The 24,194-nt window shown below is 61.0% G+C and carries 18 protein-coding genes and 2 pseudogenes; 6 read left to right on the top strand and 14 right to left on the bottom strand.

Annotation, left to right across the window (positions count from 1 at the left end; all coding sequences use genetic code 11):
• Nucleotides 1-9: 9 nt before the first annotated feature.
• The 4 genes from ACZ5M5_RS12810 to ACZ5M5_RS12795 form a co-directional block, all read right to left on the bottom strand.
• The gene (locus tag ACZ5M5_RS12810) at nucleotides 10-1,689 is read right to left on the bottom strand and encodes a DUF1302 domain-containing protein (protein ID WP_464739142.1); all 1,680 of its coding nucleotides are present in this window, start codon (nucleotides 1,687-1,689) and stop codon (nucleotides 10-12) included.
• 129 nt (nucleotides 1,690-1,818) lie between these two features.
• Nucleotides 1,819-2,943, bottom strand: a complete 1,125-nt coding sequence (locus tag ACZ5M5_RS12805) for an FAD-dependent oxidoreductase (RefSeq protein WP_464739141.1) — start codon at nucleotides 2,941-2,943, stop codon at nucleotides 1,819-1,821.
• Between the two features lie 187 nt (nucleotides 2,944-3,130).
• Nucleotides 3,131-3,484, bottom strand: a complete 354-nt coding sequence (locus tag ACZ5M5_RS12800; protein WP_464739140.1) for a Rieske (2Fe-2S) protein — start codon at nucleotides 3,482-3,484, stop codon at nucleotides 3,131-3,133.
• Nucleotides 3,485-3,499: 15 nt separating this feature from the next.
• Complete coding sequence (locus ACZ5M5_RS12795) at nucleotides 3,500-4,438, bottom strand: VOC family protein (RefSeq protein ID WP_060742808.1); 939 nt, start codon at nucleotides 4,436-4,438, stop codon at nucleotides 3,500-3,502.
• A 325-nt stretch (nucleotides 4,439-4,763) separates the two neighbouring features.
• Between ACZ5M5_RS12795 and ACZ5M5_RS12790 the strand changes: the two genes are divergently transcribed.
• Nucleotides 4,764-5,675 (top strand): LysR family transcriptional regulator, encoded by a 912-nt coding sequence (locus ACZ5M5_RS12790; RefSeq protein WP_053178948.1) that lies wholly within the window; start codon nucleotides 4,764-4,766, stop codon nucleotides 5,673-5,675.
• A 24-nt stretch (nucleotides 5,676-5,699) separates the two neighbouring features.
• Here the strand turns inward: ACZ5M5_RS12790 and ACZ5M5_RS12785 are convergent, their stop codons facing one another.
• Both ACZ5M5_RS12785 and ACZ5M5_RS12780 read right to left on the bottom strand, forming a co-directional pair.
• On the bottom strand, nucleotides 5,700-6,500 hold the full coding sequence (locus tag ACZ5M5_RS12785; RefSeq protein WP_371919206.1) for a methyl-accepting chemotaxis protein: 801 nt from the start codon (nucleotides 6,498-6,500) through the stop codon (nucleotides 5,700-5,702).
• A gap of 57 nt (nucleotides 6,501-6,557) precedes the next feature.
• Nucleotides 6,558-6,719: pseudogene (locus ACZ5M5_RS12780) on the bottom strand (HAMP domain-containing protein); the annotation flags it as partial.
• Nucleotides 6,720-8,060: 1,341 nt separating this feature from the next.
• Between ACZ5M5_RS12780 and ACZ5M5_RS12775 the strand changes: the two are divergent.
• On the top strand, nucleotides 8,061-9,218 hold the full coding sequence (locus ACZ5M5_RS12775; RefSeq protein WP_464739139.1) for an alpha/beta hydrolase family protein: 1,158 nt from the start codon (nucleotides 8,061-8,063) through the stop codon (nucleotides 9,216-9,218).
• Between the two features lie 81 nt (nucleotides 9,219-9,299).
• On the opposite strand, the gene ACZ5M5_RS12770 is transcribed toward ACZ5M5_RS12775, so the two are convergent.
• The 4 genes from ACZ5M5_RS12770 to ACZ5M5_RS12755 form a co-directional block, all read right to left on the bottom strand.
• The gene (locus ACZ5M5_RS12770; protein ID WP_464739138.1) at nucleotides 9,300-11,042 is read right to left on the bottom strand and encodes an OPT family oligopeptide transporter; all 1,743 of its coding nucleotides are present in this window, start codon (nucleotides 11,040-11,042) and stop codon (nucleotides 9,300-9,302) included.
• 315 nt (nucleotides 11,043-11,357) lie between these two features.
• The gene (locus ACZ5M5_RS12765; protein ID WP_464739137.1) at nucleotides 11,358-11,765 is read right to left on the bottom strand and encodes a VOC family protein; all 408 of its coding nucleotides are present in this window, start codon (nucleotides 11,763-11,765) and stop codon (nucleotides 11,358-11,360) included.
• Nucleotides 11,766-11,788: 23 nt separating this feature from the next.
• A complete protein-coding gene (locus tag ACZ5M5_RS12760) occupies nucleotides 11,789-12,214 on the bottom strand; it encodes a YciI family protein (RefSeq protein WP_464739136.1) in 426 nt (141 codons plus the stop codon).
• Between the two features lie 155 nt (nucleotides 12,215-12,369).
• Nucleotides 12,370-13,389: a substrate-binding domain-containing protein gene (locus tag ACZ5M5_RS12755; RefSeq protein WP_464739357.1), complete on the bottom strand. Its 1,020-nt coding sequence runs from the start codon at nucleotides 13,387-13,389 to the stop codon at nucleotides 12,370-12,372.
• Between the two features lie 445 nt (nucleotides 13,390-13,834).
• On the opposite strand from ACZ5M5_RS12755, the gene ACZ5M5_RS12750 reads away from it, so the two are divergent.
• On the top strand, nucleotides 13,835-15,085 hold the full coding sequence (locus ACZ5M5_RS12750; protein WP_464739135.1) for an MFS transporter: 1,251 nt from the start codon (nucleotides 13,835-13,837) through the stop codon (nucleotides 15,083-15,085).
• Nucleotides 15,086-15,160: 75 nt separating this feature from the next.
• Here ACZ5M5_RS12750 and ACZ5M5_RS12745 read toward each other — a convergent pair.
• Nucleotides 15,161-17,151: pseudogene (locus ACZ5M5_RS12745) on the bottom strand (sigma-54-dependent Fis family transcriptional regulator).
• Nucleotides 17,152-17,335: 184 nt separating this feature from the next.
• Here ACZ5M5_RS12745 and ACZ5M5_RS12740 point away from each other — a divergent pair.
• From ACZ5M5_RS12740 to ACZ5M5_RS12730, 3 genes are all read left to right on the top strand, one after another.
• Nucleotides 17,336-18,358 (top strand): Gfo/Idh/MocA family oxidoreductase, encoded by a 1,023-nt coding sequence (locus ACZ5M5_RS12740; RefSeq protein ID WP_464739134.1) that lies wholly within the window; start codon nucleotides 17,336-17,338, stop codon nucleotides 18,356-18,358.
• A complete protein-coding gene (locus ACZ5M5_RS12735; RefSeq protein WP_103308128.1) occupies nucleotides 18,355-19,146 on the top strand; it encodes a TIM barrel protein in 792 nt (263 codons plus the stop codon). The genes ACZ5M5_RS12740 and ACZ5M5_RS12735 overlap by 4 nt, the downstream gene beginning before the upstream one ends.
• Before the next feature lie 80 nt (nucleotides 19,147-19,226).
• A complete protein-coding gene (locus tag ACZ5M5_RS12730) occupies nucleotides 19,227-20,153 on the top strand; it encodes a sugar ABC transporter substrate-binding protein (protein ID WP_092142343.1) in 927 nt (308 codons plus the stop codon).
• A gap of 193 nt (nucleotides 20,154-20,346) precedes the next feature.
• Here the strand turns inward: ACZ5M5_RS12730 and ACZ5M5_RS12725 are convergent, their stop codons facing one another.
• From ACZ5M5_RS12725 to ACZ5M5_RS12715, 3 genes are all read right to left on the bottom strand, one after another.
• Nucleotides 20,347-21,609 (bottom strand): OprD family porin, encoded by a 1,263-nt coding sequence (locus tag ACZ5M5_RS12725; protein WP_464739133.1) that lies wholly within the window; start codon nucleotides 21,607-21,609, stop codon nucleotides 20,347-20,349.
• 146 nt (nucleotides 21,610-21,755) lie between these two features.
• On the bottom strand, nucleotides 21,756-23,408 hold the full coding sequence (locus tag ACZ5M5_RS12720; protein WP_464739132.1) for an AMP-binding protein: 1,653 nt from the start codon (nucleotides 23,406-23,408) through the stop codon (nucleotides 21,756-21,758).
• On the bottom strand, nucleotides 23,405-24,145 hold the full coding sequence (locus ACZ5M5_RS12715; RefSeq protein ID WP_464739131.1) for a nitroreductase: 741 nt from the start codon (nucleotides 24,143-24,145) through the stop codon (nucleotides 23,405-23,407). Before ACZ5M5_RS12715 ends, ACZ5M5_RS12720 begins: the two co-directional genes overlap by 4 nt.
• Nucleotides 24,146-24,194: the final 49 nt, after the last annotated feature.

Raw genomic sequence — 24,194 nt, 5'->3', positions numbered from 1 at the left:
CAAATCCTCTTAGAACGTGGTCTTGACGGAGAAAGCCAGGTAATCCCGGTCCTTCAGCGACTGCTTGTAATTGAACTGGTTGGCGGCGTTGAGGCTGGTGTCCTCGGGACCGTAGAAGTGGGTGTAGGTCAGCCCCACGGTCACTTGGTCCAGGTAGGTGGCGGAGACGCCGATGTTCATGTCCCCTCCTCTGTCGGGGCCGAACCCGCTGATCACAGCCGACTTGCCCATGGGGAAATAGCTGATGCCCAGCGGCACGCTGATATCCACGCCCGGGAAGAACTGGCGATAGGTGGGCGTGTACACCAACTTCAAGCCCAGGCCGTCATCGGTGGCGTTAGGGTCCAGGGCGGCGCGGTTCCTGGTCACGGCGAGCAGGCGGTTCCAGGCGATTTCCCCTAACAGGCTGGCTTCATTGGCGACGAAGGAAGGGCCCAGCGATGCCAGGACGTTGAGGTTGACGTGGGCCGTACGGCCGACGGCATAGAGGGCGTCATCGTTGTTGTCCGCCTCGACGCCCGGCAGGACGGTCTGGGCGTTGGACACCAGCGGCATGTTCCAGCGCATCGATGCCTCGCCGGCAAAGCTGTACTCGTCCACGGAGGTCGCGAAACTGGCGCCCAGGACACGGATATCTTCCGGGTAGACCCAGGAATATTCGCCGACTTGCCCGGTACTGAAGTTCGGCCCGGTGGCATTCGGTTTCAAATACAACGTCGGCGTTTTCTCGTGATATTGCAGCGCGTAGAGGCCGTAATCCATCGTCCCGGTGTTGTACTTGAGCTGCAGGCCGCCCTGGCCGGAACTCCTGGCTTTCTTGTCCTTGCCATGGAAAAACGCGGCCGGGCTGTTGGCATTACCGTCAAGAAAATCCGGAAACGGCCCGCCAGTGATCAGCCGTTCATTGCCGTCGCCGATGGTATCGCTGGTGGAGAAGTAGCTGCCGGCGCCCGGCAAGCGAGTGGCTTCCCACTCCAACTGGTAGAAGGCCCCCAATGACACGTCATCGGTCAGTTGGTAGGCGGTCGAGAGCTGGTTGACCGGCCGGGTGATTTCCTTGAATTGGGTGTTGGGCACCGATTGCGCCTTGACCACGTCCACCGGCGCCATGGCCCCGGCAATGCCGTTGCCGCCGAAGAACAGGCTCTCGCCCCAGATCAGGCCATGGCGCCCCGCGCGAACCGACAAGGTACGGTCGGCCAGCTCACCGTTCCAGTAGACAAAGGCATCCAGCAGTTCACCGTCACCGCCGTGCAACTGGCGGGTGTCGCTGGTGAATTCGTCGAAGCCCACCGAGCGCTGGTTGGCACTGGCCGCATCGTTGTTGTCGTTACGGTCCTGGTAGACGGTGTCGTACCAGGCCGCACCGCTGAGACGGGCCCCGAAGTTGTGAAAACCGATATCCAGTTCGGAAAGAATATCCAGGCGATTGGAGATCAGCCCCTTGCCGAAGTTGTGATCGCCGTCATTCTGGTTCAGCGCCGTCTGGCCCTCGCTGAGTTTGCTGCTGGGGTCCTTCAGGCGCCAGGCGGCGCTGTACTTCAGCGTGTTGTCCCAGCGCAAGCTGAGATCGGGATTGCCGGTATCGATCTGAAAAGCCTGGGCAGCCGAGGCGCCAAGCCCCAGGCTGGCCGCAAGGGTCAGGGTGAAGGGGACGCGCCGTGACGCAGCGATCTTGCGAGTAGCCATCGAAGTAACCCTCTTTATTGTTGTTGTATGTCAGCTCTTCTGGTGAAACAGCGCCCGCAGTCCAACCGGGCCAAGCCTGTACAGGCATGAAGCATCCATGGGAGAGCGAATTCAGTTTTTGCCGGTGCCTCAGATGGGCGCCGCCGTGACGTCGAGCATCCGCCTGACCAGGCCGATCCGGTCGAAGCTGCTGTCGTGGGCCATTTCCTTGTCACCGGCCAGCACCGAGCTGTCGCTGATGAATTTGCAGCGCTCATAACGGCGCGCCATAAAGCGTTCGAGCTGCTGTGCGACGCTGCCGCCGGCGACCAACTCTTCGCCAAGCACGACGGCATCCTCAATGGCCATGCCGGCGCCCTGGCCCAAGTGCGGCGTCGTGGCGTGCACCGCATCGCCAATCAACACGACACGGCCGCGGAACCAGGGCTCGCTGACGAACACCACCTCCAGCGGCTTGTAGACGACTCGGTCGCTGTCGATTATTTGCTCGCGCAGTTCGCCGATCAGCCCGGTGAAACCACTCAGGCGCTGGCGCATCTGGGTCGCCAGCGTGGCGGCCTCCATCCTGGGGTTGGCAGGCTCATGGGAGGTCACGAACAGGTACATCTGGTCGCGGCCCAGCGGTACCAGCCCGGCATTGCCGGCGGCTCCCTGGAAGGTGGCCAGATGATCGATTCCGGCGGCGCGTGGAAAGTTGTAGCGCCACACCGCCTGGCCGGTGAAACGCGGCGAATACTGCTCGCCGAACAGCAAGCCGCGCATCTGGGAGTACAGCCCATCGGCGCCTACGACCAGGTCGTAGCGACCACGACGGGTATCGGTGAATAGCACATCAACGCCCTCGCCCACCTGCTCCAGCGATTCGACGCTCAGGCCCAGACGAACCGAGACGCCAAGGGCAGCCACGGTTTCGCTGAGGACTTGATGCAGGGCCAGGCGCGAGATGCCGACGTTGGCTGGATACTCGGGGCCCGCCAGGCGCTGGCCGGGGATTCGCGCCAGCTGTTCACCGGCGGTGGTATTGATGGTCACATCCTCGAACGCGTAGGCGGCATCCAGGTAGCCGTCCAGCACACCCAACTTGGCCATCTCACGGACGACATTACTCTGCTGGATGATGCCAACGCCGTAGACTGTCCACTGCGTCTTGAGCTCGACAAGATCGACTTCGATGCCCTGGCGACGCAGAGCGATTGCGGCGCATAGACCACCGATACCACCACCGACGATAAGCACCTTTTTCACTGCGTTCATGCTCGTCTCACTCTTATTCTTGTTATTCACGCAAGCGCTCCGCCGGAGCGATCCCAGGCTGCACTGCCGGCTGTTTCTGCACGCATTCGCTACCGCGTTGTGTTCACTTTCTCGGCAAAGCAGGCGTTTGACTAATCGCATGTAGGGATACGATGTATCAGCTACCGCGATACGTTAGCTAAGGTGCTCACGCCTCCAATTGACCGGCTTCGAGCACCAGCCAATCGGCCTCTGCATGCCATTGCAGCGCACTCAGGCTTTCCCCCAGGCACGGCCCGTAGACACACAGGCCACTGTCCGGAAGGAAGCGGGCACCATGGGCGTAACAGACGATCTGGCGGCCATCGACGCTGAGAAAACGATCCTTGCGATACTCCAGCCGCACCTCCAGGTGCGGGCAGCTGTTGCGATAAACCCGCACCTCGCCGCCATGGCGCAGGGCGAACACACTGTCCTTCCCCGTGCCCAGGGGATCGAACCCGCGTGCGTGCCCTTCGACCAACTCTTCCAGGCGACAGAGAACATGAGCGTCGTGACTCATGGACGACATCCGCACTCAGGCCTGCTTGGGCGGCGGACCGCTCGGGAACCATTTTTCCCGGGAGGTGAACAGGAACAGCTGCGAGTTATCCGCCGACAACGGCGCCTGGCGCGCTTGCCAGGCGTCATCGTGCTTGTCCATGTCTGCGTCGTATTCGATGTGGCAGCCCAACGGACTGTTGAAGTACCAGAACCAGTTGGAGCCAAAGAGGTGCCGCCCCGGCCCCCAGAAGCTGGTCCAGCCTTGTTGCTCGAAGCGACGCCCGGCCAACAGCACCTCCGTGCCGCTGCCCATGTGAAAGGTGAAGTGCTCGCAACCCTTCATGTGCGGTGGCGTCTGGATCATGAACAGGCAGTGATGATCATCGGAGCCGGCCGGGCGCATGAACGGACCGGCACCGACAAAGGTGTCGGTGGTCACGAAGCCCAGGCGCTTGTAAAAAGCTTCGGCCTTGGCCGCATCCGGCACGAAGTACACCACGTGGGACAGCGTCCGCGGCAAGGCCTGCATATCAGGGTTGATACCCGGCTGGTTGACCGGTCGCTGGGGGGCATGGCCGGGTGCATTGGTCAGGTCGGCTGGTGCGCTGTAGGGACGCCGCACACTGATCTGGAACCCAATGGCAAACCCCATATCGTCCACGCTGTGCACGGAGCCATCGGCACCGCGGGTCACCAGGCGGTCGTGCCCCAATTCATCGGCGATGGCCTCGAGATCAGCCACGCTTGCCACGCCATAAACGGTTTCACGAATCGAGGGGGCAGGCCCGATGGCTGCCGGCAGACGGGCGTCGTCAGCACGACGGATGATCACCGCCGTACCGTCGAGCGCTTCAAAACGTCCGCCCTCGCTGTCGACATCGACAGGATGCAGGCCATAGTCGCGCAGGCAATGGGTACAGGCTTGAATGTCGTCGACGCCAAAAATCAAGGCATCAAGGCCAATGATGTTCATTGAGTTACCACTCCATTGTAATTATTCAGCGCAGGCCGGCACCCCGCTTACGGGAGCCGTGCCAGGCGCAGCGCTGCCGAGGCTGGTCTTGGAGTCGATCAAGCGTCACGCCAACCGACTGTGGGCCGATACTGAAGGGGTACAAACCCACTGACTAATCGCTTGTCAGGATGCGACCTATCGGCAAATGCGATACCTGGCTGCACAGCGCAAAGGGTCTGGAAAATCGAACAGGCATCGTTCGATTCACCCACGCTCGGGACTTGACGCCGCGATAGGAAGGCCGGAAGGTATTTACAAAATAAATACAAGAATCGAGACCGCCATGCGCTTTAACCACCTGGATCTCAATCTCCTGGTGGCGCTGGATGTGCTACTGGAAGAGCAGAACATCACCCGCGCCGCCGAACGCCTGCACATGACCCAATCCGCCACCAGCGGCGTGCTGGGCAGGCTGCGCCTCTACTTCGAAGACGAACTGCTGGCACAGGTCGGGCGCAAGATGCAGCCCACGCCCTACGCCCGCGAACTGGCGGCACCCGTGCGCCAGGTGCTGCTGACGATCCAGTCCTCGATCACCGCCAAACCGGTGTTCGACCCCGCCACCAGCAAGCGTCATTTTCGCCTGATCACTTCGGACTATCTGATCAGCGTCCTGTTTGCCCGGGTGATCCAGAAGATCTCCCTGGAAGCCCCGCACATCACCTTCGAACTGCTCGGCCCCGGCGACACGTCCACCGAAATGCTGATGCGCGGCGAGGCCGACATGATGATCGTGCCTGAGCGCTATCTCATCGAAGGCCATCCATCGCAGCTGCTATTCGAAGAAGAGCACGTTTGCGTGGTGTGGGACGGCAACACCCAAGTGGGCGACAGCATCACCCTCGATCAATACATCGAGATGGGCCATGTCTCCGTGATTTTTGGCCGCAACCGGCAGTTGAGCGTCGAAGAATGGCTGATGAGCCAGTACGGTTTCACCCGTCGCATGGAAGTGGTGACCCACGACTTCAACACCCTCCCGCAGTTGATCGTCGGCACTCAACGCGTCGCCACCATGCTCCAGCGCATGGCCAGGCTCTACGCCAACTACCTGCCGCTGCGCATCCTGCAACCACCGGTGAAAATCCCGGTGATGCGTGAGTTCATGCTCTGGCACCGGACCATGGAGGGGGATCCGATGCACCGTTGGCTGCGGGCGAAAATCAGTCAGATCATCAACGAGCTGGAGCAGTAGTTGCTGCCGTAGCCTGGAGACGAGTCAGGTACGGAAGTGCCCGACGGCCGTCTTGAGCTCGCCGCCAACCCGTTGCAAGTCGTTCGTTGAGACTTGCAGTTGCAGGCTTTCCCTGGCGCTACCCTCCGCCACTTCGCGCACCCGCGTCATGCTCTGGCTGACTTGCTCGGCCACCACGCTCTGCTGCTCGGCGGCCGCGGCGATCTGCTGGTTCATCTGCTCGATGCGGGACACCGCCCGGGTGATCCGCGCCAGCGCCTGGGAAGCTTGCGCGGCAAGCACTACCGTTTCATCGCTTAGCGCATGACTGCCTTGCAAGCGCTCGGCGGCCTGTTGGGCCACACCGCTCAAACGAACGATCAACCCTTCGATTTCCGTGGTCGAACGCTGAGTGCGCCGTGCCAGGCCACGCACCTCATCGGCAACCACCGCGAAGCCACGCCCCTGCTCGCCCGCCCGCGCGGCCTCGATGGCGGCATTCAGCGCCAGCAGGTTGGTCTGCTCGGCCACCGCCTTGATGACATCGAGCACGCCGCCAATCGCCGCGCTCTCCACCAGCAGGTTGCGCATGGCTTGCGCGCAGCCACTCATTTCCCTGGCCAGATGGTCGATCTTGCCACCCGCCTGGCGCACCAACTCATCGCCCTCGCGTGCTTGTTGATCGGCATGCGCCACCGCTTCGCTGGCCTCACCCGCGTTGCGGGCGACCTCCTGCGCCGTGGCGGCCATCTGTTGCATCGCGGTGGCGGCCAACTCGGTTTCCTGGCGTTGGTGTTCGACACCGCGACTGTTGCTCAGGGTCACTTCAGCCAGGCTGCCGGCCATGCCGTTGAGCGAGCCGACACCAAGGTCGATGCGCCCGACCAATCCACGCAGGCTGCCCAGCATGCTGCCCACGGTGCCCAACAGTTGGCCCAGCTCATCTCGACGACCACTGTCTGACGGCGGATCACTCAAGTCCCCCGCAGCCACGCGTTGGACCAACTGCACGGCCTGGCGCAGTGGCTGCACAATCAACTGGCGAATCAGCAGACTGGCACCCATGCCCAAGGCCAGTGCCAAAACAGTGATCAACCCCAAGTGGCGATCGGCATCGCGGTTATCGTCCAGCACCGCCTGCCTTTGCTGTTCATCGGCCTCGGCCAGCAACCTGCTCACCTGGTCGGTCTGTGCGTTCATCGCCGCGCTGCTTTGCGCGCTTTGCTTGCGGCTGTCGACGAACTCGACGAAGGCCTTGCGATAGTCGCCCAAGGCCCTGCTCGCCTCCTGCAGCGACTCACTTTGCTGCTCGCCAAGATCCAGCGCCTGCATGGCGGCGAGCAGGTCACTCATGCTCATTTCCCAGTCGCTGCGGTAACGCTCCTCGCCATCGAGCGAGTAGTACAGCTCGCTGTCACGCAGCTTGGCGAGCTTGTCCCGCAACGCGACCGTCTGTTCGAGCAACACCATCTGCTCGCTGCTCGGTGGCGCCCCCTGCCCCAACCGAGTGTTAAGCGCATCCAGTTGGTCGAGAAACAGCAGGGTAAAACTGTCACCAGCGGTCTGCGCCAGTGCCTGCATGCGCAATCGCGCTTCGCGAGCCCGGCGCAACGAATCGGCATAGCCGAGGAACTGCTCCAGATAGGCGCTGACGGCCGTGCGTACGCTGGCGCGCGCTGCGCTGTTGGCCGGATCATCATCGAGTTGTTGATTCAGTTTGCCGATCGTCTCGCGGACCTGGTCCAGGCGCTGCGGAGCGAGATCCAGGGCAAATGCCTTCTCGGCGATACGCGCACGCAGGATCAGTGCCTGGATCGATGACTCCTGACGCGATTGCTCACCGCGCTGCTGCAGCACACCCAGGGAACGAAAAGCCGTGAGCGCTACCCCCAGAGTCACCAGCAGCACCAGGCCGAACCCCAGCGACAGCTTGGCCCCCACCGACAGATTCGCGAGCACGCGATTCAGTACGAGCATGCCCGACTCCTCGCACGGTCGTGGAAAAACAGCCTGCCCTTGGCGCCCGGGCTGATCGTTGTGCCGCAATGGGACTCACTCATCTGCCAATCCTTTTTCTTGTTGTTTTGTACGCCCGAGGCGCCAACCAACGGCGCGGTGCAGCGCCAACTCTAGTGAGTCGTCCCCCAATGACACCAATCGCATCCTGCGTTATGAGCAATCGCAAAGTACGATGGTAGGTATCCGGATTCGCGGCTTGATCGGAGAGGAAAAACCTCCTGGGTCGACGGCGCACATACGCTCTATCTCCGTTCGCAATACCTCCCATCCCGACTCGCGATTGGCCAAACAATGGTCCTCCCCTTAGCCTGCTTCGAACCGCCAGGGCTGGCGATCTCCGCCCGGACCTGGCCGCCTGCCTTTGCTTGCACAAGGACAATCACCATCATGTTTCGCTACTTCCCGACCAACTACGTGTGGAATCTTTCCGTCGACCTGGCCATTGAAATGGGCGCCCGCATCGGCGAAATCGAGGAAATGTGCGCGCCGCTGCAAGAGGCCGCCAAGCAACCGGACGCCGCCGGCAGCAAAGCCTTTCGTGAGACCTGGGCGAACATGGCCGACAAGCTGTGCGGCCTGGCAGAAGAAGACGAAGGCAAGGGTCGAATGTTGTCTGCCGGTGAAAAATACAACCGCGCCGCCACCTACTACCTGAGCTGCGAACGCCTGCAGGCCCATGGTGCCCCTGGCCGTACGCAGCTGTACCAACGCTTTCTGCACACCTTCCAACGCGGCATCGAGCTGGCACGAGAAAACTGCGAGCGCGTTGAAATCCCTTACGAAGGCAAACACATATCCGGTCTGCTGGTCCGTGCCGAAGGCGTCAGCGGCCCAGCGCCGATTTTGGTGCAGGTCAATGGACTGGATTCCACCAAAGAAATGAAATACCGCGTCGGCCTGCCCGCCTGGCTGGCCAAACGTGGCGTGTCGTCATTGATCATCGACCAGCCCGGCACGGGCGAGGCGCTGCGCCTGCATCACCTGACGGCGCGTTTTGACAGCGAGCACTGGGCCAGTCGTGTGGTGGATTGGCTGGAGACCCGCGACGATGTCGACGCCAAACGCATTGGCCTGGAAGGTGTGTCGCTTGGCGGCTATTACTGTCCGCGCGCGGTCGCCTTCGAGCCACGCTTCGCGTGCGGTGTGGTGTGGGGCGCCAACCACGACTGGCGCGAAGTACAGAAACGCCGCCTGGAGAAAGAAGGCAGCTTCCCGGTGCCGCATTACTGGTCGCACGTGGCTTGGGTCTGGGGCGCCAAGGACACCGACGAGTTCATGGCCATTGCCGAGAATGTCCATCTGGACGGTATTCTGGATCGCATCAAGGTGCCTTTCCTGGTCACCCACGGTGAAAAGGATTCGCAGATTCCACTGAAATGGGCACACCGCACCTACGAGCAGTTGGTCAACAGTCCGAAGCGCGAGCTGAAAGTCTTCACCGAACGTGAGGGTGGCGTGCAGCATTCGAGTTTCGACAACAGTATCAATGCCGGCCAGTACATCGCCGACTGGGTGGCTGAAGTGCTCGGCGGTCGCACTGCATGACAGGGGTGAAATCCAGGCTCCGGTACGCGGCCAGGGCTTGAACCTTCGGGGCGACGGCACGATTGGGCGATGGGTGTCTACTCACCCATCCCCAAGCATCTGCCACAACGACGCCCCCACTCCGGTAATGCTCTCCCCGGCAATCAACCCCGCCGCCGCGGTAATGGCGAAGCGTTCGGTGAGGCTCGGCCAGCGACAGCTCACCAGCCACGTCAGCACCGCACCGAGCGCCATCATCAAGGACACGGAGGCCGGCAGGACGAAGGCCAGGCCCAGGGCCGCCGTGCTCGGCAGGTAGCGGGCCCGATGCGCTGGCAGCAGGCTGTCGAGGATCCCCAACAACAAACCCACCAGGCCGCCGATGAAAATCGCCCAGCGAATGCTCGCTGACAATGAATCCAGACCCAGGGTCAGGGTTTGCGCCACGGCCTTCCAGGTGGCGACCGCCGGGGCCGGCCACTCTTCGGTGAGCAGCATGGTTTGCGGATCCGGGATCAGGGCCAGATAGGCCAGCACGCCGACGATGCTACCGATGAAAATACCCAGGGTCTGGGCGATCAATTGCTTGCGCGGCGTGGCGCCAATCGCCCGGCCGACCTTGAAGTCGTTCATCAAGTCGGTGCACTGCCCGGCCGAACCACCAGCGGTATTGGCGCTCATCAGGTTGATCGGCACCTGGCCCGGGGCGACGATGCCGAAACTCAGTTGGGACAATTGCCCGATGGCCCCGATTGGCGGAATACCCGTGGCGCCGACCACCCGGGCCGCCACCGCCGCCAGGCAGATCGCCAGGGGAATGGTCAACAAGGCCATCCACGGGTTGATACCGAACAACAGCACTTGCAGGCTGACCACCAGGAGGATCGACAGTGCGAAACCGGCGGCAGGCCCAGGCTTGGGTATCGTCCAGATCGCCCCGCCGCCCGCCTTGGTGGACCGGTGCAATGCCCACAAGCGAATCGCCAGTGAGGCCAGGGTCGAACAGACCATCAGGCTCACCCCCGGCCACAGTAACCACTCCACCAGCGCCGCGAACTGCGGGCCGCTGCTGCCGTGCGGCAACTGCACCAGGCCCTGGTCCAACAGCCACGGCGCCAACCCGCCCCACGCCAGCACAGCACCGAGCAGCAGGGTCAGGCCCACGCGAATACCGATGATCCCGCCGAACCCCACCAATAGCAGCGAAGGGTCCGCGGTAAAGGTCAGGCGCTCCAGTTGAGCACTCGGAGACCAGCGCGGGATGGCCCACATGAAGGTGTCGACCGCCTTGACCAGCCCGGACAGCAACGCGGCGCCGAGCAGCACCTTCAAACGCGTCGCGGCCTCGTGGCCGTGGTTGTAGATGTGCAGCAGCGTTTCCAGGGTCGCCATGCCTTCGGGAAATTTCAGCGCCTTGTCATTGAGCAGTGAGGGTCGCAGGTACCAGGCGATCCAGATCCCCAGGAAACTCACCGAAAAAACCCAGGCCACCATGGGAATGGCATCCAACTGCTGGCCGGTCAGCAGGGTGTAGGCCGGGATGGGCGCGACCAGCCCACCGGAAATGATCGACGCCGCGGCAGAAGCCACCGTCTGGTTGATGTTGCTTTCGTGCAGGGTCCAGGGCAGTCGCCCCACTGATCGACTGGCCAAGCCTTGCCAGATGCCATAGCCGATCAGCAAGGCAATGATCGACATGTTGAACGACCAACCGATCTTCAACCCGGCGTAGACATTGGAAGGTGTCAGCAGGATACCGAGGACGATCCCCGTGCTGACCGCGCGCGGGCTGAGCTCGCGTTCGACTGTGGCGTTCAAGGGGAATGTGGATGAGGTTGGGTGCATGCGAAGTCCTTATCGGCACTGGGGCCACCGTCAGATTCAGACTGCCCCCTGTGGGAGCGAGCTTGCTCGCGATGACGGTGGATCAGTGACAGGGATAGAGACTGACGCTCCGTCATCGCGAGCAAGCTCGCTCCCACAGGGTCATGTAAAGCGGCAACTCAATAAGTGAACGCAGTATTGGCGCAAGGTTCACACGATGGAGGGAAAACCTGGCAAGCGTACTCGCCAGAATCGTCAATCCATGGGCAGGAAGTAAGGCATGTCGCGAGCGCTGCCAAGGGCCAGGCGGCGCATCGCGACCAGGCAGCGTTCGACTTATGGCTGGCCCTCGCAATTGACCATCCAGGCGATTCCGAAACGGTCCTCGAACATGGCGAAGCGTTCCGCCCAGAAGGTCTTGTCCAAGGGCATCTGTACGTGTCCGTCCTCACTCAAGCGCTCGAACAGCCGCTCGGCCTCCTTCACGCTGTCGACATTGAGGGAAATCGATACGCCTTGTGGTTTGCTATACGGCTGGCCCGGTGGGCAGTCGGACGCCATCAGGCTGAAATTGCCCACGGTCAGGCAGGCGTGCATGATCAGGTTCGCGTCCTTGGGCATGCCGACGTCCTCGGGCGCCTCGGCATAGGACATGGAAAACAGATCGCCGCCAAGCACGTCCTTGTAAAATGCAAAGGCTTCCTTGCAGCGGCCGTTGAAGGTCAGGTACGGGATGATTCTCATGCTGGGTTCTCCTGTCGTCGGCGTCACGATTGACCGGCCATCTGCGCCCGCAAGCGTTCTTCCTGCTCGCGCAATTCGGGGGTAAAGGACTCGCCGAACTCCTCGAGTTCGAAGATCTGGCGGATTTCGATTTCGCTGTCGCTGACCATCGGATTCGGGCAACGCTTGACCCAATCGATGGCCTCCTGCAATGACTGGACCTTGAAGATCCAGAAGCCGGCGATCAGCTCCTTGGTCTCAGCAAAGGGCCCATCGACGACAGTCCGGTTATTGCCGGAAAACTGCACACGCACGCCTTCGGCACTGGGATGCAGGCCTTCACCGGCGAGCATCACCCCGGCCTTGACCAACTCTTCGTTGTAGGCGCCCATGGCGGCCAGCAGTTCTTCGCTGGGCATTTCTCCGGCTTCCGATTCCGGACTGGCCTTGACGATCACCATAAATCGCATGCTCGTATCTCCTGAGAATGGCCACCCTTGTGGCGGCTCTACGGGCTAATCGAATGGCAATGGTCCAAATCGACAGGTCGACGAGATTATTTTTCGACGGAGCGTTGGCAGCCTGGAAGCCCCAGGCCCCCCTGCCGTGAAACCATGTGCAACGCTCAGGGATTCCACTGGAATCGATAGATGTCTCGATAACCATTGCTTGGGTCGTACAGCAGCTTCGTCCCGCCGTCCAAAGCGATATTGTCGGCATTGACCAAGTGAACCGGTGCCACGAAGCCGCTCACCGGCTGGCCTGCCATCAGTCGGTTCAATTCATCGATCACTTGCCAGCCATGCACATTGAGCGGTTCGGCCACGGTGACGGTCTGGTAGTTTTTTTCCTGTATGCGCAAGAACGCCGAAGCGCTACCGTCACCGGCAGACAACAGACTGATGCCGTCGCGGGGTATCGCGGCGCTGGCCAAGGTGGCAACCGCATAGTCGAAATAGATGTCGTTGATGGCCAGTGTGTGGGTCCAACGCTTGCCATGGCGCTGAAGCAGTTCCGTGGTGATCGCCGGCATCTTCTCGCGACTTTCGGAGATCGCGACATCGCGCATCTCCAGCAACGAGCATTCCCGACAGGCCCGAATGACGCTTTCCATGGCCTTGGCCTTCGCCATGGCGATGCTGTACCTGGAGTCGGTCAGTATCACCACGCCGGCCTTTCCGTTCGACTGTGCCACTGCCGCCATGGCCGTGATGCGAGCCACTTCGAGCGGGTCGGTCGTGACATTCATGGCCATCGGCGTGCCAACAATCGGTCCGGGGCGCTCCCCGGCGTGCCAGCCCACCACCGGCACGCCCTTGTCGGCGAAGACAGCCAGCGCCGTCTTGTTTTCAAGGGCATCGGCGCCACACAGAATGAGCCCATCGGGGTTCGCCGCCAGGGCGTCGGCAAAGGCCTTTGCACGCCCGGCCGAGGATCCAGCGCCATCGAATACCCTCAGCGTCCAGCCCATCGCCTTGGCGGCCTCGCGGGCGCCCTGGGCCACGCCGACAATGCCGCCGTTGCGCATATCTTCCGCGACAATGGCGATGCTCTTGCCGCGCTGGGCGGGCGGACCGGACTCGGGGCCGCTCCAGGGAACGGCGCCGAGGGTGGCCCTGGCCACCATTTCCTGCGCTTGAGCCACCGTCACCGTCGTGTCCGTCGCGGCGGGCAGGTCCTGGGCATACCCAGGCGTTGCCGTGAAAAGACAGAGCATCGTCATTGAAACTATCCGGAGCAACCGGGACCTGGTCAAACAGCTTCGATCACCGCGTGAGATGCCGGGCCTGGAGCCTATGGCGCGATCATAATGTGACATGGCGTCTCTTTTTTTATGGATGCAGTGTTTACGTTCAGTGTCCGCAAGGATAGTCGGCTCTGCTGTCATCGGCCCGAAAGGGAAATAGCAAGTTTGTAACATCCTTTCTGCCCCGGCCCCCTGATCGGTTCCGGATCGCTGAAAACCCACCCTTGTCGCGCCCGGCCTGGATCTGGACAAGCAATCGTGCTCGACATCCATTGTTCGACGCACCACGAAGTGAGGAACCTGTCGCGCGCATAGTCTGTGAGCCACCCTGGAGGAGATGGCGATGACACACACCCGTTTTTTTGGCAAAACCGTACTGGCCTGCACGTTCATCCTGGCGATGATCGGTTGGGGAATCGGCTTCTATGGCCCGCCGATTTACATGCAGGCGGTCATTGAGCGCACGGGTTGGCCAATCGCCCAAGTCTCGGCTGCCGTGACCTTGCACTTTCTCAGCGGCACGATGGTCATCGCCAACCTGCCACGCCTTTATGCACGCTTCGGCATCCCCGCCATCACCTTGCTTGGCAGCATCGTCCTGGGCATCGGCGTGAACCTCTGGGCGCAGGCCAACCAGCCCTGGGTGCTGTATGCCGGCGCCGTATGCTCGGGTATCGGCTGGGTGACATTGGGGGCCGCGGCCGTTAACACCCTCATCGCGCCGTGGTACGTCAAGGAAAGACCCAAGGCCTTGGGCAAGGCCTATAACGGCGCCAGCCTGGGAGGCGTGATCTTTTCGCCGCTGTGGGTGTGGCTGATCGAGCGTTTCGGCTTTGCCCCGGCGGCGGCGCTGATCAGCGTCATCGCGGTGCTGCTCATAGGCGCTTTCGCCTTTCTGGTTTTCAACAAAACCCCACAAAGCCAGGGACAACATCCCGACAATTCAGCCCCGCCGGCCCCCGTGCCAATCAGCGCCAGCGCCGCGCCGTGGACCGTCATGCAGACGCTCAGGTCGGCCAGTTTCCGCACCCTGGCAGCCGGCATGTCCTTGGGGCTGTTCGCCCAGATCGGCTTGATCGCGCACCTGTACTCGATCCTGGTGGGACGCATGGGGGCGCATGACGCCTCATTCGCCATGGGGCTGGCCACCGCCAGTGCGATAGGCGGGCGATATGTCGCCGCACGCTTGATGACCCAAGGTATGAATCGCCGACAGCTGGCTTGCCTTGGTTATACCGTCCAGATGCTGGGCACGCTGATGCTTCTGGGCCTGGACCTTCACCCGACAGTGGCCTGGATAGCCGTGGTGCTGATCGGTTCGGGCATTGGCAATGCCACCTCCTTGCCGCCGCTGATAGCACAGGCTGAGTTCAGTCGTGAACACACCGCCAGGGTGATCGCCCTGATGGTTGCGATCAGCCAGGCCACCTACGCCTTCGCCCCGGCCTTTTTTGGCCTGTTGCGCGCCGCCTTCACCGATCCGAATCACGCCATCGTCGCTGTCGTGACAGCAGCCGTCTTCGTGCAGGTGCTGGCCATTTTGTCGTTCTATCGGGGCGTCTCCGTTCGCCCCTTCAAGAAAACCGTTTTCTGACCCCACTTGGCCAGGCAATGCGTTGATCGGGCGGCAAACTGACCGCCCGTTTCACCGTCAGCATTGCGCCACCCGCTACGAACGAAACGCATCGACCTTGAGCCCAAATCGACTCATTTTGTTGTACAGCCCGCCACGTGACACATTCAACCGTTGAGCAGCCAGGCGGATATTTCCGCGCGTGTCCTTGAGGGCGGCGATGATGGCATTCATCTCATGAGTGCCCAGGTCCGGAGCCGTCCGCGGCTCAGGCACACCTACCCACGGCGATGGCCGTCCTCGCTGCCTGATTTCCAGCGCAAGGTCGCTCGGTTCGATCAGTTCGGTCAGCGCCAGGTTGGTCGCTCGCTCAATGACGTTTTCCAGCTCACGGACATTACCCGGCCAGTGATAGCCGCCAAGCATCTCCAGCGCCCCTGGCGAAAGGTCCTGCATCGTCTTGCGTAGCGACCGGGCACACCGCGCGAGAAAATGTCGAGCCAGCAACGGCACATCTTCGCGGCGCATCCGCAGCGGCGGCACCGTCAGGTTCAGCACGTTGAGCCGGTAGTAAAGGTCCTCACGAAAGGCGCCCTCGGCCACCGCCTGGCTCAGGTTGCGATGGGTGGCGGCGATGATGCGGACGTTGACCCGCAGCGATTTCTTCGCCCCCACCCGTGTCACCTCGCCTTCCTGCAAGACACGCAGCAAGCTGACCTGCGCATCGAAGGACATGTCGCCGATTTCGTCGAGGAAGATTGTCCCGCCATCGGCCAATTCGAACTTGCCTGCCGACCCACCGCGAGCCGATCCGGTGAAGGCGCCTTCGACATGACCGAACAACTCACTCTGCACCAGGTCACGGGGAATGGCTCCGCAATTGACCGCCACGAAAGGCCCGCCACTACGGTCGCTGGCATTATGGATGGCCTGGGCGAACAGTTCCTTGCCCGTGCCGCTCTCACCGAGGATCAGCGTGGTGGAATCACTGCGACTGGCGATCCGGGCCAGGTGCAGTGCATCCTGAATCGCCTGTGAGCGGCCCAGGATGGTTTCGAAGGTGTAGCTGGCCTGGGTGCCAATGATCCGCCGGGTGATTTCCCGGATGCGTCGGTTCTCGCGCAACGAAACAATCCGTCCACCTTGCTCCAGCGGGCAGACCGACACCAGACAGGCCAGATGGCTGCGGTCGTGCAGTTCAAAGGTGCAATCCAGGTCCCGTACCCCTTCCCCGCCCCCGAACAGGACCGTATCGGTCAATTCGCTCTTGCCCAGGCTCTTGAACGGACTGCCGAGCAGGTCATGCCCCACGCGAAACAATTGTCGGGCGTAATGGTTGAGCGCCTTGATGCAGCCGCGCTCATCCAATACCACCAACCCCTCGTTGAGCACTTCAAGGACGGTTTGTTGCTCCTCGAGCAAGGCTTGCAGTGTCATCTGCCTGGAGACGGCCTCGGCCGCAGCCTGGACGGTGCCCAGCGTATGGAAATGAAACCAGCCCGGCTCCGCCGTCAAGGTCAACATACCCAGCGTCCGGCCCTGGGCATCGCGGATTGGCGCGGCGGCACAATGCATGCGGCGCTGGCGCAGGCCAAGCCCGAAGTTCTCCTCGGCCAGCACATACACCAAACGGTCTTCGACGATCGCCAGACCGGTGCAATTGGTGCCCTGTATCGATTCCAGCAGTCGACTGCCTATGGGGGTGAGGTCCAGGCCACAGAAGTACAACGTCGTGCCTTCGGCATCGGTCAGGTTGATATGGCCCCTGGGGTTATAAGCGAGCAAACCGCGCATGACTTGCGCCGCCGCGGCGATCAGCAGCCGGTTGGCGGCCAGTGTTGCGGTCAGGTCGGCAGGCGCGACAAAACGGTACTCGCCGTCTTCCGGATCGAGGCCGGCATTGACGCTGCGCAACCAGGACGCCCAAATCACCCGGCGGATCCCGGCAGGAGGATCAACCTCCCCCGCAAGCACGCTCGCCAGGCCTCATCCAGCGCCGTGCTGGGTCCTTCGTTCAACGACGCAGGGCCCAGGGTGGTGAGGTAATCGCGGTCTTCGGCGCTCAATGCTGCAGGTTGCTGATCCATTGTCCGGCCACATGTTCATATTTTCGACATGCCAGTATAGACATGTCATTCAACTGAACAGTCATTAAAATTAAAACCGTTAAATATCAATAAGATAGCTATTGGCACAGCGCTTGCTCCCTGGATGAACAGACGAGGACATTCTTATCGCCGAGTCGTAAAAACAATAAAGGGAGTCATGTTCATGAGCACATCCAAGATCCTCCGCCTGGGCCTTATCGGCGCTGGTCGCATGGGCAGTTTTCACGGCCTGACCGCCGCCCGGCACATCCCCGGCGCGTGCCTCGCCGCCATCGCCGATCCTACCCCTGGCCAGGCCGCACGCCTGGCAGCAGAACTGGACGTGCAGAAGGTCTATGCCGATCCACAGCAATTGCTGGATGACCCGGACATCGACGCCGTGCTGATTGCCGCCCCGGCACGCAGCCATGCCGAACTGGTGATCAGTGCGGCCCGGGCCGGCAAAGGGGTGTTCTGTGAAAAACCGATGGCCATCACCCTGGACGAAGCTGACCGCGCCATCGCCGCCGCTGCCGATGCACGAGTGACGCTCCAAGTCGGCTTCAACCGCCGTTTTGCCAGAAGTTTCCGCACCGCTCACCTGGACGTCGTTGCCGGCCGGATCGGTACGCCACAGCTGCTGCGCTCGCTGACCCGCGACCCGGCGCTGAACAACCCGGCCGCGTCGCCGCAATGGGTGATCTTCCTGGAAACCCTGATCCATGACTTCGATACCCTGCGCTACCTGAATCCGGGTGCCGAGGCGGTTGAGGTCTTTGTGATGGCCGATGCCCTGATCGCCCCCGCCTACAAGGACAAAGGTTTTCTCGACACCGCGGTGGCCACCATCCGTTTCGACAATGGTGCCATCGCCACGGCCGAGGCCAACTTCCAGGCCGTGTATGGCTACGATGTCCGCGGCGAAGTGTTCGGCAGCGCTGGCATGCTGACCATGGGCAACGTCAACGACTCTGACTTGCTGCGGTATCTGGCCAATGGGGTCCAGGCCGACACCCAGCGCATGGACACCGACTTGCTGCGGGATGCCTATGTGGCCGAGCTCAACCACTTCGCCAACTGCGTGCGCAGTGGAGAAAAACCCTTGGCCAGCGGTGAAGACGCGCGGGCGGCACTGGCCATCGCCCGCGCCTGTATCGAGTCCTTCCAACAGGGCAAGACGGTGCGTGTGCAAGGAGCGCTTTCATGAGCTTCATACCGTTCAAACTGGCGATCAGCGCCGAGATGGTTTTCATCGACCTGCCCTTCATCGAACGGGTCAAACGCATCCATGCGTTGGGCTTCAGCGTCGAGATATGGAACTGGGCGAGCAAAGACATCCAAGCCCTCGCCGCGACCGGCGCGGACTTCACCTCCATGACCGGCTACCTCTCGGGCAACCTGACCGATCCCGAGGCGATCCGGCAGCTGCTCGACAGCGCCCAGGAGTCCTTGGCCGTCGCCGCTCAATTGGGTTGCCCGAGCCTGAACCTGCACGGCACCGGTCTGGACGCCCAGGGCTTGCCGGTCAAACCCGTGGCCCAGGCCACCGGCCGCATGTGGTTGAGCGCCTGCAAGACACTGGAAAAAATCGCCCGCCTGGGCGAAGACGCAGGTCGGGTATTCCTGCTGGAAAACCTCAATACCGAAGTCGACCACCCCGGCACGCCGTTCGCCCGCGCTGACGATACCCTGGCGCTGATCGAAGCCGTGGGCAGCCCCCACCTGAAAATGAACCTGGACCTCTATCACGCGCAGATCGGTGAAGGAAACCTGATCGAACTGATCCAACGCGCCGGCAACGCCATCGGCGAAATCCAGGTCGCCGACGTCCCGGGGCGCATGGAGCCCGGCACCGGTGAAATCCACTATCCCGCCATTGCCAGGGCCCTGTTCGGCATGGGATACAGCGGTGTCGTCGGCCTCGAAGGTTGGGCCAGCGGTGACAGCGAGGTCGCGCTTGAGCGTTTCCGGCAGGCCTTCACGCTTGATGGATAAAGCCGCGCCGAATTCAAAACGTGCGGCAGATTTTCATCTCTTGGTGACGTACAACCCATAACAACAAAAGGAAAACCATCATGCGTCGTTGCACACTGCTTTTCGCCACCCTGCTGTTGCTGTTCAGCCAATGGGCCGCCGCCGATTACCGCATCGGCGTCAGCATCGCCAGGGTCGACGACAACTTCATGACCTATGTACGTAACGGCCTGGACGAGGCCGCGAAAAAGGAAAACGTGCAGATCCAGTTCGAGGACGCCCAAGGCGATGTGGTGCGCCAACTCAACCAGGTCCAAGGCTTTATCAACCAGAAAGTGGATGCGGTCATTGTCCTGCCGGTGGACACCTCCGCCACGGCCAACATCACCCGCGCCGCGGTCGAAGCGAAGACGCCACTGGTCTACGTCAACCGTCACCCGGACGAGCGCACCTTGCCCAAAGGCGTCGTTACGGTGGCGTCCAATGACATTGAGGCCGGCCAACTGCAGATGCGCTACCTGGCCGAAAAGCTCGGAGGCAAGGGCAATCTGGCGATCATCATGGGCGACCTGGCGCAAAACGCCACCCACGACCGCACCGAAGGCGTCAAACAGGTGCTCAAGGACTATCCCGGGATCAAGATCGTCGAGCAGCAAAGTGCCGAGTGGCAGCGCAACAAAGGGATGGACCTGACCAGCAACTGGTTGCTGGCCGGCAGTCGGTTTGACGCCATCGTCGCCAACAACGACGAGATGGCCATCGGTGCGGCCATGGCCTTGCAGCAGGCCGGCAAAGCCAAGGGCGAGGTCGCCATCGTCGGCATCGACGGCCTGCCCGACGGCCTGGCGGCGATCAAGCGCGGGATGCTGGTCGCCTCGGTGTTCCAGGACCCCAAGGCCCAGGCGACCAGCGCGGTACAGGCAGCACTCAAGATGATCAAGGGAGAGCCGGTGGAAACGGACGTCTGGGTGCCCTTTCAGTTGATCAAGCCTGAGCAATTGGCGGTGTTTGAGCAACATTACAAATAGCCTCAGGCGTTAAACAATAACGCCGCTGTCCCTCCAGGGATCAGCGGCGTTTGTCGTTGTATGAACCGATTGCAACAGCTGCGGGATGAACCTCTTGTTGTGCGCATCAAAGCTGCTGAATGCGACGATAAAAGCCAGCCCTCTCAGAAAGAACCATTGAAGAAGCCGACTGAGAAAAGCGCCCGATGCTCGACTAGAAGTTCAGCGTATAACGAACGATGAGGCGGTTTTCGTTTGCGCTGTCGGCGTAGGTCGAGCGATTGGTCGAGTTTCTCCACTGCACGGCGACACCTTTCGCCGGGCCGCTTTGCACAACGTAAGTAAGGTCAGTCACACGCTCCCACTCTTTCCCCTCTTCGTCTTCCGCTCTCAACGCAGCCGCTTGGCGTGTCGTCAGCACCGTTGGGTCAACGTCTTGACCACTCACATACTTGAGGCCGAGGGTAAGTCCGGGAACGCCAACGGCTACGAAGTCGAAGTCATAGCGCGCGAACCAGATACGTTCATTGGGCGCTGTAAATGTGCTCGCGAGCGACTCAGCGAACAGATAGGTGTCCGTTCCATTAACAAAGGCGAACGGGGTGTCGCCCCATGCTTTCTGATATCCACCACCTAAGGTATGACCTTGAAGGCTGTAAGCGAAGTAGCTACTCAGTGTCCGATTGTCCACCTCCCCTAAATTCTTATCTCCGGTTTCTTTCGCATCGAACAGGCGAATGTCTGCGATAACACTACCGTGAGTGATGGGTTGGTTCAGCTTCATGCCAAAGAAGTTCGACCGATATAGATCCTCAAGCTGTGCGGCATGCGCACTGAGCGTCAGCGTGGGTAGAGCCTTATAGTCGAACGCAAGATAGTTGAAGTGATCGGCTTCAATAGCCCGATAGCCAAATGTAGTTAGAGACTCGAAGTCTGTGGAGTTACGCTGCCTGACGGCATTGACTCTTATCGCCGTAATGGAGAGTGGATCCAGGTCATTGGATACCAGCATGCCGCCGCGAAACACTTGCGGCAGCAGCCTGCTGTTGTTGCTCCATAGCAGGGGCATCAGCGGGCTGAGCCCGCCTATTTTCAATTCACTTCGCCCCATACGCGCTTTCGCGGTCAAGGTCATCTTTGCGTATTCGTCTTCGACGTTCCGCTGGGAATCGTAGGCGAGGAGTCCAGAACCCGTTCGATCCGAACTCGAGTCCAGCTTCACACCTAGAAGGCCTTGGGCATCGATACCGAAGCCAACCCTGCCTTCAGTGAAGCCTGACTGCAGATTAAGAATGAAACCTTGAGCCCATTCATCCCGCTTCGATTGAGTTGCCCCGTCGTTTCGGTAATCGCGGTTGTAGTAAAAATTACGGAGTTCCAGACTTCCTTTTGCATCCTTTACGATATCGGCGTATGCGACGGATGCAGGGGAAGCAATAGCTAAAACCAACCACAGTTTATTGTTTTTGTTCGACATTGTGGGCGCCCTTAGTTTTTGTAGTGTGCATGAGTGCTCACTGCTTGATGGGTGGCAGCGTGTGAGTTGGATGCGAAACGCTCGATGACGATGCGGTGGAAATATCAACGATTGAGCCCTACCGCCTTGGGCGAAATGAACTCGGCTCAACCACTCGATGCTAAACGCACAATTGCATCGCGACTGCCGGCTTGTTCTCGCAGAAGAAACTTCTGGATTTTCCCGGTCGCGGTCTTGGGCAACTCCATGAAGATCACTCTGCGAGGACATTTGAAGCGGGCAAGGCGCGCTTGGCAGAACGCGATCATGTCGGCTTCGGTAGGCCGCTCAACCCCGCCTTTGAGTTCGATAAACGCGCACGGAACCTCGCCCCATATGTCATCAGGCTGCGCGACGACGGCCGCATGCAAAACAGCCGGGTGACAGTGGATGGCCTCTTCAATTTCGACGGACGAGATATTCTCTCCTCCGGAAATGATGACGTCCTTGCAGCGGTCGGTGATTTGTATGTAACCGTTAGGGTGTACCACTGCGACATCACCGGTGTGGAACCAGCCACCTTCAAAGGCTTTGCGCGTCGCGTTTTCGTTTTTCAGATAACCCATCATCACGGTGTTGCCTTTGAGCAGCAGTTCTCCGGTGGTGTGGCCGTCTTTTGGAACCGGCTGCAGGGTGTCAACGTCAGCCACCATCAGGCCCTCAAATCCAGCCGCGCGAGCGCCCTGGCGTACGCGCAAGGCGCCTTGGTCACTTTGCGCGAGCGCATTCCAACCGTCCTGCCAGACACAACTGATCGGTGTGCCGGATACTTCGGTAATGCCGTACACGTGGTCAACATCGAAGCCTAAGGAGACGACGGCATCAAGTACGGTTGCCGGAGGCGGAGAGCCCGCCGTCAGCACGCGAACCGGCGTTTCAAGCGGGGGACGATCGGCTGAGTTGGCGATCATGGCCATGACAATCGGTGCCGCGCAGAAGTGATCGACACCCTGGGTATCTATCGCATCGAACACCGCTTCTGCCGAGACCTTTCTCAAACACACGTGGGTGCCAGCAGCGGCAGTGATAGCCCAGGTAAAACACCAGCCGTTGGCGTGGAACATAGGCAATGTCCACAGGTACCGTGGCGCCCGGGAAAGGGGCCAGTTGGTCATCTGCAGCATGCTCATGAGATAGGTACCGCGATGGCTGGCCACGACCCCCTTCGGATCGCCTGTGGTGCCGGACGTGTAATTGAGTGCGATGGGCTGCCACTCATCACTGGGCCACACGCCTTGGAAATCCGGGCTGCCGCGGCCGATAAAGGTTTCGTAGTCGACATCGCCAATGCTGCTGCCCAGGGGCGCCAAGTGATCATTGATGTCGATGACTACGGGTGGGTGCTCGAGGCGTTCAAGGGCGGCAACGGCGAGCGCCGCAAATTCGCGATCCACCAACAAAAGCTTGCATTCCCCATGACGCAGGATGAATGCAACGCCTTCCGCATCGAGGCGGTAGTTGACGGTATTGAGCACCGCGCCACAAAGCGGCACGCCAAAATGGGCTTCGAGCATGGCTGGAGTGTTGGGGGACAGGATCGAAACCGTGTCCCCTGCCCCCATGCCCTCGTTGGAAAGCGCACTGGCGAGCCGATAGCAGCGTTCGCGCGTTTGGCGCCACGTTCTGCGCAGGTCACCATGTACCACGGCGACCCGGTCCGGGTGGACAAGAGCCGCGCGATCCAGAAAACCAAGGGGCGTCAGGGGCAGATAGTTGGCCTTGGATTGCTCCAACCCATTCTCGTAGGCACCAGGCTTCATGGTGTTGACTCCTTATTATTGTGATGAAACGTAGTGAACGCGCTCACTGGCTCACGATCAGTCACCAACGTATTTTCAATGCTGTTTTCGTCGGCGTAGCCAAGGCTCATTCCGCATACCAGCATCTGTTCGGCGGGAATCTCGAGCGCGTTGGAAATAACCTCGTGGTACTTCAAAAAGGCTGCCTGTGGGCAGGTATGCAACCCCCTTCCTCGCGCCGCCACCATCACCGCCTGCAAAAACATGCCGTAGTCCAGCAGGCTCCCCTCCTTGAGCACCCGGTCAATGGTGAACAGCAAACCGACAGGCGCATCGAAGAAACGGTAGTTGCGTCCGTGCTGAGCGTGCATGCGCTGCTTGTCACCTTTGGTGATGCCCAGCAGGCCATAGAGGTCCCAACCCACTTTCCTGCGCCGGTCCACGTACGGCGATGTCCATTCTCGTGGGTAGTACTCATAGGCGTCTTCAAGGTCACCGCTGAGCGACGGATCGTTGTCCAGTTCAGCGATAGCCCGTGAAACCTGAGTCTTGGCGGCACCGGTGATTACGTGGACACGCCAAGGCTGCATATTCACGCCTGTCGCGCAAAAACGGGCGACATCCAGGATCGCCTCGATTTCTTCCCGCGGCACAGGCGTGGGCAGGTACGCCCGAATGCTGCGTCGTGAAGCGATCGCCCAATCAATCGTCTGGCTAAGTAGCTCAGCTGGTACTGGCGGCTGGGATAAGCGGTTCATTTTCATGCCTTATGGCTTACAGATTCGGGTACAGGGGATACGCAACGCT

The organism is Pseudomonas sp. Van50 (genome assembly GCF_055390755.1).
Note: the sequence above shows the minus strand (reverse complement) of the source record. Positions and strands in the feature narration are given on the sequence as shown.